The organism is Sphingomonas guangdongensis, assembly GCF_900199185.1.
GTDB lineage: Bacteria > Pseudomonadota > Alphaproteobacteria > Sphingomonadales > Sphingomonadaceae > Sphingomonas > Sphingomonas guangdongensis.
In genome coordinates, this window is record NZ_OBMI01000001.1 from 1,151,556 (window position 1) to 1,165,052 (window position 13,497).

At 68.3% G+C, this 13,497-nt stretch carries 13 protein-coding genes; 7 read left to right on the top strand and 6 right to left on the bottom strand.

Going from position 1 to position 13,497, the window contains the following annotated elements:
* Positions 1-41 precede the first annotated feature (41 nt).
* The 7 genes from CRO12_RS05625 to CRO12_RS05655 all read left to right on the top strand — a co-directional run bounded on the left by CRO12_RS05625 (position 42) and on the right by CRO12_RS05655 (position 7,098).
* Positions 42-323: a type II toxin-antitoxin system VapB family antitoxin gene (locus tag CRO12_RS05625; protein ID WP_097062961.1), complete on the top strand. Its 282-nt coding sequence runs from the start codon at positions 42-44 to the stop codon at positions 321-323.
* Positions 320-715 (top strand): type II toxin-antitoxin system VapC family toxin, encoded by a 396-nt coding sequence (locus tag CRO12_RS05630; RefSeq protein WP_097062962.1) that lies wholly within the window; start codon positions 320-322, stop codon positions 713-715. The genes CRO12_RS05625 and CRO12_RS05630 overlap by 4 nt, the downstream gene beginning before the upstream one ends.
* A complete protein-coding gene (gene ybeY / locus CRO12_RS05635; RefSeq protein WP_097062963.1) occupies positions 712-1,224 on the top strand; it encodes an rRNA maturation RNase YbeY in 513 nt (170 codons plus the stop codon). The genes CRO12_RS05630 and ybeY overlap by 4 nt, the downstream gene beginning before the upstream one ends.
* Positions 1,225-1,234: 10 nt before the next feature.
* Entirely contained in the window at positions 1,235-2,146 is a 912-nt protein-coding gene (locus tag CRO12_RS05640; RefSeq protein WP_097062964.1) for a hemolysin family protein, read from the top strand.
* 138 nt (positions 2,147-2,284) lie between these two features.
* The gene (gene katG, locus CRO12_RS05645) at positions 2,285-4,483 is read left to right on the top strand and encodes a catalase/peroxidase HPI (protein WP_097062965.1); all 2,199 of its coding nucleotides are present in this window, start codon (positions 2,285-2,287) and stop codon (positions 4,481-4,483) included.
* 81 nt (positions 4,484-4,564) lie between these two features.
* The gene (locus tag CRO12_RS05650) at positions 4,565-5,731 is read left to right on the top strand and encodes a nucleotidyltransferase family protein (RefSeq protein ID WP_097062966.1); all 1,167 of its coding nucleotides are present in this window, start codon (positions 4,565-4,567) and stop codon (positions 5,729-5,731) included.
* Positions 5,732-5,772: 41 nt separating this feature from the next.
* Positions 5,773-7,098 carry a PQQ-dependent sugar dehydrogenase gene (locus CRO12_RS05655; RefSeq protein ID WP_097063374.1) on the top strand — a complete coding sequence of 442 codons (1,326 nt, stop codon included), beginning with the start codon at positions 5,773-5,775 and terminating at the stop codon, positions 7,096-7,098.
* 44 nt (positions 7,099-7,142) lie between these two features.
* On the opposite strand, the gene CRO12_RS05660 is transcribed toward CRO12_RS05655, so the two are convergent.
* The 6 genes from CRO12_RS05660 to CRO12_RS05685 all read right to left on the bottom strand — a co-directional run bounded on the left by CRO12_RS05660 (position 7,143) and on the right by CRO12_RS05685 (position 13,455).
* Positions 7,143-7,445 (bottom strand): polyhydroxyalkanoic acid system family protein, encoded by a 303-nt coding sequence (locus tag CRO12_RS05660; RefSeq protein WP_097062967.1) that lies wholly within the window; start codon positions 7,443-7,445, stop codon positions 7,143-7,145.
* Positions 7,442-7,876, bottom strand: a complete 435-nt coding sequence (locus CRO12_RS05665; RefSeq protein WP_097062968.1) for a VOC family protein — start codon at positions 7,874-7,876, stop codon at positions 7,442-7,444. Before CRO12_RS05665 ends, CRO12_RS05660 begins: the two co-directional genes overlap by 4 nt.
* Positions 7,877-7,942: 66 nt before the next feature.
* The gene (hmgA, locus tag CRO12_RS05670) at positions 7,943-9,229 is read right to left on the bottom strand and encodes a homogentisate 1,2-dioxygenase (protein WP_097062969.1); all 1,287 of its coding nucleotides are present in this window, start codon (positions 9,227-9,229) and stop codon (positions 7,943-7,945) included.
* 100 nt (positions 9,230-9,329) lie between these two features.
* A complete protein-coding gene (gene hppD / locus CRO12_RS05675) occupies positions 9,330-10,394 on the bottom strand; it encodes a 4-hydroxyphenylpyruvate dioxygenase (protein WP_097062970.1) in 1,065 nt (354 codons plus the stop codon).
* A 221-nt stretch (positions 10,395-10,615) separates the two neighbouring features.
* Complete coding sequence (locus CRO12_RS05680; protein WP_097062971.1) at positions 10,616-11,995, bottom strand: UdgX family uracil-DNA binding protein; 1,380 nt, start codon at positions 11,993-11,995, stop codon at positions 10,616-10,618.
* Positions 11,996-12,210: 215 nt separating this feature from the next.
* Entirely contained in the window at positions 12,211-13,455 is a 1,245-nt protein-coding gene (locus tag CRO12_RS05685) for a putative DNA modification/repair radical SAM protein (protein ID WP_097062972.1), read from the bottom strand.
* Between the last annotated feature and the right edge of the window lie 42 nt (positions 13,456-13,497).

The following is a 13,497-nucleotide window of genomic DNA, read 5'->3' on the forward strand; positions in this document are numbered from 1 at the left end:
GGGATATACGTGAGTATATCCCGGTTCGAAGGAGTGCGGTGATGGGGTCGCTGTACATCAAGGACGAGGAGACTGCCGCGCTGGCCGCAGAAGTCGCGCGTCGGCTCGGGACGACCAAGACCGAGGCGGTGCGTACGGCGTTGCGGGAAAAGAAAGCGAGCTTCGCTTCAGAAAAGCCCGGACCAGCCCCCGATATCATAGCGTGGTTACGCGAGCGACGCCGCACCCACCCATTGCCGCCCCCGACCGGGTTGAAGGCGGATAAGGCGTTCTTCGACTGGCTGTCTGGCGAAGAGGATGTCCCGGACGTGCCGCGCGAATGACAAGCTTCGTTGATGCGTCTGTTCTCGTTGCGATTATCGCCGATGAGGCAGATGCGTGGGAGCAGGCGGAGCGGCTTCGGCACGCCAAGGACGTGATCACCTCACCGACGGCGATCTGGGAGGCTGTTGTCGCGCTCAGCCGCAGCCACAGTTTTGATCCTGAGGACGCGCGCGATGAGGTCGAGGGGGTTCTTCACCTGATAAGCGCCGTCGTGGTGCCGATTGATGCGCGCGTGGGGCAGATCGCGTTGGAAGCCTACATTCGCTACGGCAAGGGTCGTCACCCCGCTCGACTCAATATGGGTGACTGCTTCGCCTATGCGTGTGCCAAGACCAACGACGCGACGCTCCTCTACAAGGGCGACGATTTCTCCCGTACGGACCTCGCATGATCGACGTTGCCGTCCAATTCGAATCACCCTGGCCCGACAATGAGGATTGGGAGGCGCTCGCGGTTCGAGCCGCGCGCGCCGCGATCGAGCGGACGCCGCAGGCCGCCTGGCTGACCGGCACCGCCGTGATCGAGATCGCGGTGCGGCTGACGTCCGATGACGAGGTGCAAGCGCTCAATCGTCAGTACCGCGGCAAGGACAGGCCGACCAACGTGCTCTCCTTTCCCATGGTCCAGCCCGACCTGCTCGATGCTGTCACGCAGGGATCCGACGACGGCGAGGTGCTGCTCGGCGACATCGTGCTCGCGCACGGCGTCTGCGCGGCCGAGGCGGCGGCGGAGGGCAAGTCGGTCGCCGACCACGCCACGCACCTGATTGTCCACGGCACGCTCCATCTGCTAGGCCATGACCACGGCGACGAGGCGGAGGCCGAGGCGATGGAGGAGCTCGAGCGTGCCGCGCTCGCCACGCTCGGCATCGCCGATCCCTATCTGATCCGCGAGGACTGACGCGCAACCAATGGCCGAGGACCGAAGTCGCGCCGGAAACGGCGACTCCAACGAAGGCAGCATATGGAAGGGTCTGCGCACCCTTCTGTTCGGGGACGAGGGCGGCGAAAGCCTGCGCGATCAGCTCGAGGAGGTGATCGCCGCGCATGACGAGGGCGAGAGCCGAGCGATCGCCGGCGATCTCGCGCCGATCGAGCGGCAGATGCTGCGCAACCTCCTCCACTTCGGCGAGCGTGACGCGGGCGACATGGGCGTGCCCCGCGCCGACATCATCGCGGTGGAGGAAGGGACGAGCTTCGCCGATCTAGTCGCGCTGTTCGCCGATGCCGGGCACAGCCGCCTGCCGGTCTACCGCGAGAACCTGGATACCGTGGTCGGCATGGTCCACATCAAGGACGTGTTCGCCCTGCTCGCGACCGGCGCCCTGCCGCCCGCCACCATCACCGAGCTCATGCGCCAGCCGCTCTATGTGCCGCAGTCGATGGGCGCGATCGACCTGCTTGCGCAGATGCGCAGCAAGCGCACTCACCTGGCGATCGTGCTCGACGAGTATTCGGGCACGGAGGGGCTCATCACGATCGAGGACCTGGTCGAGGAGATCGTCGGCGAGATCGAGGACGAGCACGACGAGGCGCCCGAGGCGCTGATCGTGCCGCTGCCGGGTGGCGCCTGGGAGGCGGACGCCCGCGCCGAGCTGGAGGATGTCGGCGAAACCGTCCATCCCGCGCTGGCGGAGGTGGAGGAGGACGTCGACACGATCGGTGGCCTCGCCGTGGTGCTCGCCGGGCACGTGCCGCAGAAGGGCGAGTGCCTGACCCATCCTTCGGGCTGGTGGATCGAGGTGGTGGAAGCCGACGCCAAGCGGGTCAGCAAGCTCCGACTTCACCCACCCAAGCCCGCGCCGGAGGGCAGCGACGACTAGCGGCAACCTGCGGTGATCGGACAAGTCGATCAGACAGTCGGCGGTTTTCCACTTTGTCGATCAGTCCTCGCCGGAGTATCCTAATTGCAGCGCGCCGCCGCTATCTCGCTCGGCGGGGCCCGCACAGGAGAGCGCATCATGGACGCCATTCCCGAGAATAGTCCGATCAACGATCCGCAGAAGCAGCCGGAGGCGCTGCGCAAGCTGCTCGGCCGCACCAACCGCGACTGGTGGCCGGAACAGCTGAGCCTGGAGATCCTGACCCAGTACGGCGTCAGCGCCGATCCGTACGGCAAGGAGTTCAACTACCGTGAGGCCTTCAAGCAGCTCGACTATTGGGCGCTGAAGGAGGACCTCAAGGCGCTGATGACCGACAGCCAGCCGTGGTGGCCGGCCGACTATGGTCACTACGGCCCGTTCTTCATCCGTATGGCCTGGCACGCCGCCGGCACCTATCGCACCGGCGACGGCCGCGGCGGTTCGTCGTCGGGCGCGCAGCGCTTCGCCCCGCTTAATTCGTGGCCGGACAACGGCAATCTCGACAAGGCGCGGCGCCTGCTCTGGCCGATCAAGCAGAAGTACGGCCGCAACATCAGCTGGGCCGACCTGTTCATCCTGACCGGCAACGTCGCGATCGAATCGATGGGCGGGCCGACCTTCGGCTTCTCCGGCGGCCGCGAGGACATCTTCGAGCCCGAGAAGGACATCTACTGGGGCACCGAGGAGGAATGGCTCGGCCAGACCCGCATCGACGACGAGGCGGGCCTCACGCTCGAGAACCCGCTCGCCGCGATCCAGCACGGCCTGATCTACGTCAATCCGGAAGGGCCGGGCGGCAAGCCCGACACCAAGGGCTCGGCGCGTGACCTGCGCGCGACGTTCAGCCGCATGGCGATGAACGACGAGGAGACGGCGGCGCTGACCGCCGGCGGCCACACCTTCGGCAAGGCGCACGGTGCCGGCGATTCGTCCAAGGTCGGGCGCGAGCCCGAGGGCTCCGATATCGCCCACATGGGCCTCGGCTGGCACTCGACCCACGAGAGCGGGATGGGCGACGACACCATCACGTCGGGGATCGAGGGCGCGTGGACGCCGACGCCCACCAAGTGGGACATGTCCTACTTCGACATGCTGCTCGACCATGAGTACGAGCTGGTGAAGAGCCCGGCGGGCGCCAACCAGTGGCAGCCGGTCGGCAACCCCGAGGAGACGCTTGCCCCGGCTGCGCATACGCCGGGCAAGAAGGTCCCGACGATGATGACCACCGCGGACAAGGCGTTCAAGGACGACCCCGAGTACCGCAAGGTGCTGGAGAAGTTCCGCGCCGACCCGGCCTACTTCGCCGACGCCTTCGCCCGCGCGTGGTTCAAGCTGTGCCACCGCGACATGGGGCCGAAGACCCGCTACCTGGGGCCGGAAGCGCCGACCGAGGATCTGATTTGGCAGGATCCGGTGCCCGCCGGCACCCATCTGCTCGACGGCGACGTGCATACGCTCAAGACGGCGATCGCCGACTCCGGGCTGTCGGTCAGCCAGCTGGTGAAGACCGCCTGGGCCTCCGCCTCCACCTTCCGCGGGTCCGACCGCCGCGGCGGGGCGAACGGCGCGCGCATCCGGCTGGAGCCGCAGCGCAGCTGGGAGGTTAACGAGCCGGCCGAACTCGAGAAGGTCCTCGCGGTCTATGAGCGGATCAAGGGCGAGTTCGCCGGCACCGTCAGCATCGCCGATCTGATCGTGCTGGGTGGCGTCGTCGGCATCGAGCAGGCGGCAAAGGCGGCCGGTCACGACGTCGTCGTCCCCTTCACCTCCGGCCGCGGCGATGCGACGGAGGAGTGGACCGATGCCGAGAGCTTCGAGCCGCTGGAGCCCAAGGCCGATGCGTTCCGCAACTACCTGTCGACGCGCTTCACCGTGCCGACGGAGGAGCTGATGGTCGATCGTGCGCAGCTGCTCGGGCTGTCGATCCCGGAAATGACGGTGCTGATCGGTGGGCTGCGCGTCCTCGGCGCCAACCACCCGAAGGCGGAAGCGCACGGCGTCTTCACCGATCGGCCGGGCACGCTCACCAACGACTTCTTCGTCAACCTGCTCGACATGCGCACCGCTTGGAAGCAGGTGAGCGAGGAGAGCGACCAGGAGTTCGTCGGCACCGATCGTGACACCGATCAGCCGCTGTGGACCGCGTCGCGCACCGACCTGGTGTTCGGCTCCAACTCGCAGCTGCGCGCGGTGGCGGAGGTCTATGCGATGAACGACGCGAAGGACAAGTTCGTGACCGACTTCATCGCCGCCTGGACCAAGGTGATGAACGCCGATCGCTTCGACCTGGCGAACTGAGCGGACGCGCACGGCGGGGGACGACCCCGCCGTGCGCCCGCACGATTGCCGAAGCCGCCGGTCGCGACCACAAGGGCGGTGATGGCCAGCCCAGCCCCGCCTGACCCCGCCGCGCCCGAGCTGTCGCTGCTGTTCGCCTGCGCGCGCTGGCCACCGTCGCCAGAGCGCGCGGCCGCTGTCGCCGCTGCGGCCGGCGTGGACGCGGATGCCGTTGTTGCCGCCTGCCGCCGCCACCGCATGGCCGGCATGGTCGCCGACGCCCTCACTCGCGCGGATCTGCCCGTCCCCGCGGTGCTCCGCGACGAGGCGCGCCGCGACCTGATCGATGCGCTGCGGATCGCGGGCGAGGCAGTGCGGCTGACCGAGCTGCTCGCCGCGCGGGGCGTTGCGGCGACGGTGCTCAAGGGGCCGGCGCTCGCGCAGCTGATCTACGGCACCCTCGCGGTGCGCCAGCTCCGGGACCTTGATCTGCTGGTCGCACCCGAGGCGCTGGGCACCTCCTACGACCTGCTGATCGACCAGGGCTACCAGCCCACCTACGCCGGGACCGATGCGGCGCTGCGTCCCGACCGGGGCTTCCTGCTGAAGGACGTGGAGCTGCGCCATCCGCAGACCGGGCTCTTGGTCGAGCTGCACGTCCGGCTCAGCGAGAACGGCGCGCTGCTGCCGGTTGCGGCGACGGGCGCGCACCAGGCGATCGAGCTGGCGCCGGGCAAGCCGGTCACCACGCTCGCCGGCGATCACCTGCTCCTCTACCTCATGGTGCACGGGTTCCGACACGGCTGGCACCGGCTGAAGTGGCTCGCGGATGTCGCCGCGCTGGTGGCCGGCCGGTCGGAGGCAACGCGGGAACAGTTCCGCGCGTGGGCCGACGCCCACGGCCTGTCGGTGGTGGTCGACTCGACGCTGCTCCTTCTGCAACGCACGGTCGCGCCTGATGCGTGCTGGATCGATCCCGCGACCGCGAGCCGCCGGGCGCGGTGGTGCGCCGCGACCGCCGAGCGTCACCTGCGCGATCCGCGCGAGGCTGACGAGCAGGTCGGTCAGCGCCTGCTGGTGACCGGCACGAAGCTGATCGCCTCGCCGCGCGGCAGCTACCTTCGGCAGGAGCTCGCCCGCCTGCTGGTCGATCCGGGGCTGATGCTGGCGCTGGAGGGGCGACGCGGCGCGGTGACGCTCGCCATCCTGCTGCGGCCGGTCGTGTTGCCGGGACGTCATCTGCTGCGCTGGTGGCGTACCCGCCGGTGAGCGTGATTGCGTCGCGCGGCCGGCGGCCCTATTTTTCGTCCATGCGCCGCTACATCCTGATCGCCCTCGGCCTCGTCATCCTCGCCGCGGCCGGCGTCTACTTCTACCTAAAGCAGCCCGACCGCGCGCGGCTGCCGGAGGCGGCGGTGATGGGTGTCCGGCCGACGATCTCGGCACCGCGACGCCAGTTCTTCCCGACGATCGGCATCGCCGACGTGGTCGGGTGGCAGAACGGCGCCAAGCCGCTCGCGGCCGCGGGGTTGCAGGTCGCGGCCTTTGCCGAGGGGCTGGATCATCCCCGTTGGCTGTACCGGCTGCCGAACGGCGACGTGCTGGTGGCGGAGAGCAACTCGCCACCGCGCGAAGGAGGCGGGATCACCGGTTGGGTCATGAAGAAGCTGATGGGTCGCGCCGGCGCGGGCGTGCCGTCGGCGAACCGTATCACCCTGCTGCGCGACGCGAACGGCGACGGCGTGGCGGAGGTGCGCCAGCCGTTCCTGACCGGTCTCAACTCGCCGTTCGGCATGGCGCTGGTGGGTCCGTGGCTCTACGTCGCCAACACCGACGCGCTGGTCCGCGTGCCCTACGCCGCCGGCCAGACCCGGATCACGGCGCGCCCGGAAAAGGTCGTCGACCTGCCCGGCGGCGGCAATCACTGGGCACGTAACGTCATCGCCGCGCCCGGCGGGCGGACGCTCTACGTCACCGTCGGCTCCGCCTCCAACATCGCGGAGAACGGGCTGGACGCCGAAAGGCGCCGCGCGAACATCCTGGAGGTGTTCCCGGAGCGGAAGTACGCCCGCATCTACGCCGCAGGGTTGCGCAACCCCAACGGCCTGGCGATCGAGCCGCGCTCCAACCGGCTGTGGACCGTCGTCAACGAGCGCGACATGCTCGGCTCCGACCTGCCGCCCGACTATATGGCCGCGGTCGATCTGGGGGACAATTTCGGCTGGCCCTGGTATTACTGGGGCGGATATCCCGACAAGCGGGTCGAGCCCGCCAATCCGGGCTTGCAGGAATATTCGAAGCGGCCCGACTATGCGCTGGGCGCGCACTCCGCGTCGCTCGGGCTCGCCTTCGCGGGTGACGCGCGCCTGGGTGCGCGCTTCGCCGACGGTGCCTTTGTCAGCCAGCATGGATCGTGGAACCGCGAGCCGCCGGCGGGCTACCGCGTGCTCTACGTGCCGTTCGGCTCCAACGGCTTCCCGGACCCGCGCGTCAACCCGACGGTGGTGCTCCACGGCTTCCTTGACCGAGAGGGCCGCGCGCAGGGCCGGCCGGTCGGCGTCATCACCGACCAGAGCGGCGCACTGCTGGTCGCTGATGACGTCGGCAACAAGATCTGGCGCGTCGCGGCGCGCTGAGCTCATCCAACTTTCACCCCGGCGGAGGCCGGGGTGGAACGGGATTACTTCAGCAGCTTCGGCCCTTCGCGGTTCAGCACGTCGCGGATCTTGCCGGCGAACAGCGCCAGCATGGGCGGCAGCACCGCGGACAGGTGGACGTGGTCGTCGCGAACGTCGACTGTCACCTGCGCGCGCTGACCCATTGCGGCGACCGTGAAATTGAGCCGGTCGCCCTCCCAACGATTGTCGGTCACCGTGCCGCCCGGAATGTAGCTCTCCAGCTTGCCGATCCCGCCGGCGATCCGCGCCTTGGCCGCCTCGCGCCCCAGCGAGTGGCGGATGTCGAGTTCGACGGGATCGGTCATGCGTCGGCCTTTTCGGTTGCGAACAGCATTGTGTCATCGGCAAACGCCTTGAACTCCAGCGCGTTGCCGCTCGGGTCGCAGAAGAACATCGTCGCCTGCTCACCGGCCTGGCCCTTGAAGCGGACGTGCGGCTCGATCCCGAACGCCACGCCGGCCGCCCGGACGCGCTCGGCCAGCGCGCTCCAGTCGCTCATGGTCAGGACGACGCCGAAGTGGGGCACCGGCACGTCATGCCCGTCGACCGCGTTGGCGACGGCGACCGGCTCAGCGGCGGGATCGAGGTGCGCGACGATCTGGTGGCCGTAGAAGTCGAAGTCGATCCAGTGATCGGACGATCGCCCCTCCGCGCAGCCCATCACCGTGCCGTAGAAGTGGCGTGCCGCGGCAAGGTCATGGACGGGAAAGGCGAGGTGAAAGGGGCGAAGGGTCATGCGCGTATGTGTAGGGCGAACGGTGCCTGCAATCCACCGTGCTCCCGTCTACGCGGGAGCACGGCACTACGGCACCTGCGCCTTCGCGAACCCGCTCCAGACCTCGTCGTAGTCGAGCTGACAGGTCGGGCTCTCGACCGCCCAGCGGGTGGGGCGCACCACGTGGCGGGTCTCGAACATGAACGCCATCGTATCGGTAAGCTTGACCGGCTTGAGATCGGCATTGGTCGCCTTCTCCCAGCTCGCCTGATCGGGGCCGTGGCCGTTCATTTGGTTGTGGAGCGAGGCGCCGCCGGGCGCGAAGCCGCCGCCTTCCTTCGCGTCATAGGCACCGGTGATCAGCCCCATGAACTCGCTCATCACGTTGCGGTGGAACCACGGCGGGCGGAACGTGTCCTCCGCCACCATCCAGCGCGGCGGAAAGATCACGAAGTCGCAGTTGGCGGTGCCCGGCGTGTCGCTGGGGGAGGTCAGGACGGTGAAGATCGACGGATCGGGATGATCGAAGCTCACCGTGTTGATCGTGTTGAAGCGGGTGAGGTCGTAGCGGCAGGGCGCGAGGTTGCCGTGCCACGCGACCACGTCGAACGGCGAGTGGTCGAGCGTGGTCGACCACAGCCGGCCCTGGAACTTCTGGACGACCTCGCATGGCGCGTCCGAGTCCTCGTAGGCCGCGACCGGTGTCTCGAAGTCGCGCGGGTTGGCGAGGCCATTGGCGCCGATCGGGCCAAGATCGGGCAGGCGAAACAGCGCGCCGTAGTTCTCGCACACATAGCCGCGGGCGCGCCCGTCCGGGAGCGCGATGCGGAAGCGGACGCCGCGCGGGATCAGTGCGATCTGTAAGGGGGCGACGTCGATCCGCCCGAACTCGGTGGTGATCGCGAGCGCGCCCTCCTGCGGCACGATCAGCAGCTCGCCGTCGGCCGAGAAGAACACGCGCTCCATGTCTTGGGTCGCGGCATAGAGGTGGATGCCGACGCCGGTCTGCTCCGCCACGCTGCCCGTGCCGCCGTAGCTGACCAGGCCACCCAGCCAGTCGGTCGGCGCCTCGGGCCAGGGCAGCGGGTCCCAGCGCAGCCGGTTGGGGGAGGGCGGTACCTCGTCGAACGGCGCGCTCCGCAGCAGCGGCGCGGCGTCGGAGGCGCGGAACGGCGGATGGTTGGCGGTCGGGCGCAGGCGGTAGAGCCAGGAGCGGCGGTTCTCGGCCCGCGGCGCGGTGAAGGCAGTGCCCGACAACTGCTCGGCGTAGAGGCCGAAGGGCGTGCGCTGCGGCGAGTTGCGGCCGATCGGCAGGGCACCCGCGACTGCCTCGGACGCGTGATGGTTGGCGAAGCCGGGGAGGTAGGTGGTCATCTGAGGTCCTTCGTCACCCCGGCCTTGAGCCGGGGGCCCGCTGCCTAGACCCGGCCGGAGAAGAAGCGGGGCCACGGGTCAATCCCGGGGTGACGCACTGTTACGCATCCACCGTTATGACGCCGCGGCGAATTTGATCCAGCTCGATGCTCTCATACAGCGCCTGGAAGTTGCCGTTGCCGAAGCCCTCGTTGCCCTTGCGCTGGATGATCTCGAAGAAGATCGGACCGACCATCGTCTCCGTGAAGATCTGGAGCAGGATGCCCTCGCTCTCCACGTCGCCGTCGATCAGGATGCGGTTCTGCCTCAGTCGCGCCAGATCCTCGCCGTGGCCGGGGACGCGCTTGTCGACCAGTTCGTAATAGGTCTCGATCGTGTCCTGCAGCTTGACGCCGCGCGCGCGGAGCTTCTCCACGGTCGTGTAGATGTCGTCGGTGGTGAGCGCGAGGTGCTGGATGCCCTCGCCGTTGTAGTCGCGGATGAACTCCTCGATCTGGCTCTTGTCGTCCTGGCTCTCGTTCAGCGGAATGCGGATCGCGCGGTCGGGCGCGATCATCGCCTGGCTGAACAGACCGGTCGCCTTGCCCTTGATGTCGAAATACTTCTGCTCCTCGAAGCCGAAGATCTGGCCGTAGAACTCGGCCCACACCCGCATCTGGCCGCGGCGGACATTGTGGGTGAGGTGATCGAGCAGGTCGAGCCCGACGTTGTTCTCGGCTTCCGCCTGCTGCCAGCCGGGTACTTCGTTCCAGTCGTCGTAGAGCGAGCCTGCGGCGCCGTGGCGATCGACCAGGTACAGGATCGACCCACCGATGCCTTCCAGCGCGGGGATGCCGTCCAGCGCCGCGCCCGCGGGCGCCGGCTTGCCGCCGCGGGCGATCGCGGCATCATAGGCGCCCTGCGCATCCTGCACGCGGAACGCCATCGCGCTCGCCGACGGACCGTGGGCGGCGCGGAACTCGGCGGCGTGGCCGCTGTCCTCGCGGTTGAGGAGCAGGTTGATGCGACCCTGCTTGTAGCGGGTCAGATTGCGCGTCGGGTGAGTCGCCGCGGCGACGAAGCCGAGCTGCTCGAACTGGCGCGCGAGCGCGTCCGGGTCGGGCGAGGTGAACTCGCAGAACTCGAACCCGTCCAGCCCCATCGGGTTGACGTCCATGTGCTCCATCGGCCGGCTCCGTGCGCGTAAGTGGTAACGATTGTTACTATGTGCGGGTGGCCTTGCGAAGAGTCAACCGACACAGACCACCGTTCGTGCTGAGTAGGGACTGAGCGCAGGCGAAGGCTCGTATCGAAGCACGTGGAGCCCGTGACCTGTCCTTCGATACGCCGCTTCGACTTCGCTCAGCGGCTACTCAGGACGAACGGATGAGGAGGGGCTCAATCCCGCTAACTCACCCGCGCCGCCGCCATCCGCAGATCCTCCACGAACCGCGCGAACTCCTCCTCCGCCTGCACCTTGTCGGGCAGACGCAGCAGATAGCTCGGGTGGACGGTGATCCAGCCCTCACCGCCGTCCGGCAGCGGGATCGGCTTGCTGCGCTCGCGCCCGATCGTCACCGCGCGGCCGAGCAGCGACCGCGCCGCGGTCGCGCCGAGGGCCACCGTCACCTGCGGCTTCACCAGCGCGCGTTCCTGGCCGATCCACCAGCGGCACGCCTCGATCTCGCCCGTGCCCGGCTTGGCGTGGATGCGGCGGGGCCCGCGCTGTTCGAACTTGAAGTGCTTGACCGCGTTGGTGACGTAGACCTCCGCGCGGTCGATCCCGGCCTGCGCGACCGCGCGGTCGAACACCTGACCCGCCGGACCGACGAAGGGGCGACCGGCCTGATCCTCCTGGTCGCCCGGCTGCTCGCCGACGAACATCAGCTTCGCATCGACCGGCCCTTCGCCGAACACGACCTGCGTGGCGTGCTTGTAGAGGTCGCAGCGGGTGCAGCCCATTGCCTCTTCGCGCAGCGCCTCCCACGCACCCGCGATGTTGCTCCCCGGTGCCGTGCGTGCCTTCTCGATCATCGCCACCTCGCGTGCCTGCGCGCCCGCGATCAGCGATCCGACGAGCGCGGTCTCGGGCATGTTCTTCCAGTACTTGCGCGGCATCTCCTTCAGCATCGCACCCACCTTCAGCCGCGCGGGGTTGAAGATGGAGGAGTAGTAGGTCTTCCACACCTCCTCGATTGGATCACCATCGGGCGCGTCGGCCTTGCTCGCGCCCGGCCCTTCGGTAAGCGCCTCGCCGTCCCAGTGGATCGACAGCTCGGGGGTCAGGATCGACCAGCGCATTCCGGTGAAGCGGTTGACGAAGAAGCGCGCGTTCTCCCGCACGATGTGGTGCTCGGGCTCGAACCAGGCGACGTAGCGCTCCTGCCCGTCATCGTCGGTCACCTCGCGGAAGCGCACAAAGGCACGCATCTTGTGGATGTCGCGGCGTACCGCCTTGGCCATCTCGTCCAGGCGGCGGACCAGCGGGTCGGCGCGGTCGTCGATCAGCTTGGGTTGCGCGAGCACGCGGGTGAGCAGCGTGTAGAGGAGGGCGAAGCGCTCCGGATCGGCGTGGAGCACGACCGTGCGGGCGAGATCTACGAACGGACGGGGGACGCGGAACGGGGCGGGCGTCTCCACCACCGCCTCGTCGCCGAACAGGTCGGTGGGCTGGTCGCCGACCTGCCACACCACCTCGGACGGCGGCACACGCGCGCCAGCGAGGGCACGGGCGGCGTCGCGCCAGCCGTCGAAATCGTCGGGGGTGGTGAGGGTCGCGACACGCATCTGAGGAAAGCAACTGGTGAGTGAGGCGGAGGTTGCCTCCATACGCCGTCACCCCGGCGAAGGAGCATCGGGTCGGACCGGCTCCAAGCCGGTCCTTGAGCCTGCGGGCCAGGCTCAACCCGATGCTGGTCCATCTGTCCGCGAGCGCTGAAGCTAGAGGCTCAGGCGAAAGCGCCCGCGGAGCCATGATCCCGGATCAAGTCCGGGATGACGAGCTACGCGAACAACTCCATCTGCTCGCGCTTGGGCGCCACGACCGGACGCAGCTCGGCGCGGTCGGCGAGCAGCGTTGGCCGCCAGTCCTCCGCAACGATGAACGGTCGCACCTTCGCAACCGACACCGTCAGCCGCGCGACGTCGTCCAACCGCAGCCGCCGCCACTTGCGTGACGCCAGGATCGACTTGACCGCCTTTACCCCAAGTCCCGGCACGCGGAGCAGGTCCTCGCGAGTGGCGCGGTTGACGTCGACCGGGAAGCGCTCGCGGAACTTGAGCGCCCAGGCGAGCTTCGGGTCGATGTCGAGCGGCAGCATGCCGGTTGCCGTATCGGCCGCCGCCGCAACTTCGGCCGGTTGGTAATCGTAGAAGCGCATCAGCCAGTCGGACTGATACAGCCGGTGCTCGCGCATCAGCGGCGGGCGCTGGAGCGGCAGCACGCTCGAGGCCTCCGGGATCGGGCTGAACGCGGAATAGTAGACGCGGCGCAGGCGAAAGCGGTCATAGAGCGTCGCCGCCTTGCCGACGATGTCGCTGTCGGTCGCGGCGTCCGCCCCGACAATCATCTGGGTCGACTGACCCGCGGGGGCGAAGCGGGGTGCCGCCTTGTACTTCTTGCGCGCGTCGGCGGTGTCCTCGATCGACGACTTGAGGTCGCCCATCGCACCCTCGATGCGACCGATGTCCTTCTCCGGCGCGAGCCGCTTCAGCCCGCCAACGGTCGGCAGCTCGACATTGATGGACAGGCGGTCGGCATAGAGCCCGGCCTGGTGCACCAGCTCCGGGTCTGCGTCGGGAATCGTCTTGAGGTGGATGTAGCCGCGAAAGTCGTGATCCTCGCGCAAGCTCCGCGCGACCTCCACCAACTGCTCCATTGTGTAGTTGGAGGAGCGGATGATGCCGGAGGAGAGGAACAGCCCCTCGATATAGTTGCGGCGGTAGAAGCTGAGCGTCAGCTTCACGACCTCCTCCGCCGTAAACCGCGCCCGACGCACGTTGGAGCTTTTGCGGTTGATGCAATAATGGCAGTCGAAGATGCAGCTGTTGGTCAGCAGGATCTTGAGCAGGCTGATGCAGCGCCCGTCGGGTGCATAGGCGTGGCAAATGCCCATGCCCTCGGTCGAGCCGATGCCCTTGCCGCCGACCGACGTGCGCTTGGCCGTGCCCGACGACGCGCAGGACGCGTCGTACTTCGCGGCATCGGCGAGGATGCCAAGCTTTTCTCGAACGTCGAGCTGCGCCATCGCGTTCTATCTATGTTCGAAGGCGTGCAAAGTCCAGCGTTG

Coding starts and splice junctions, on each gene's coding strand:
- katG (WP_097062965.1), top strand. CDS start 2,285: ATGGACGCCATTCCCGAGAATAGTCCGATCAACGATCCGCAGAAGCAG.
- CRO12_RS05625 (WP_097062961.1), top strand. CDS start 42: ATGGGGTCGCTGTACATCAAGGACGAGGAGACTGCCGCGCTGGCCGCA.
- hppD (WP_097062970.1), bottom strand. CDS start 10,394: ATGGAGCACATGGACGTCAACCCGATGGGGCTGGACGGGTTCGAGTTC.
- CRO12_RS05630 (WP_097062962.1), top strand. CDS start 320: ATGACAAGCTTCGTTGATGCGTCTGTTCTCGTTGCGATTATCGCCGAT.
- CRO12_RS05655 (WP_097063374.1), top strand. CDS start 5,773: ATGCGCCGCTACATCCTGATCGCCCTCGGCCTCGTCATCCTCGCCGCG.
- CRO12_RS05665 (WP_097062968.1), bottom strand. CDS start 7,876: ATGACCCTTCGCCCCTTTCACCTCGCCTTTCCCGTCCATGACCTTGCC.
- CRO12_RS05680 (WP_097062971.1), bottom strand. CDS start 11,995: ATGCGTGTCGCGACCCTCACCACCCCCGACGATTTCGACGGCTGGCGC.
- CRO12_RS05640 (WP_097062964.1), top strand. CDS start 1,235: ATGGCCGAGGACCGAAGTCGCGCCGGAAACGGCGACTCCAACGAAGGC.
- CRO12_RS05650 (WP_097062966.1), top strand. CDS start 4,565: ATGGCCAGCCCAGCCCCGCCTGACCCCGCCGCGCCCGAGCTGTCGCTG.
- ybeY (WP_097062963.1), top strand. CDS start 712: ATGATCGACGTTGCCGTCCAATTCGAATCACCCTGGCCCGACAATGAG.
- hmgA (WP_097062969.1), bottom strand. CDS start 9,229: ATGACCACCTACCTCCCCGGCTTCGCCAACCATCACGCGTCCGAGGCA.
- CRO12_RS05685 (WP_097062972.1), bottom strand. CDS start 13,455: ATGGCGCAGCTCGACGTTCGAGAAAAGCTTGGCATCCTCGCCGATGCC.
- CRO12_RS05660 (WP_097062967.1), bottom strand. CDS start 7,445: ATGACCGATCCCGTCGAACTCGACATCCGCCACTCGCTGGGGCGCGAG.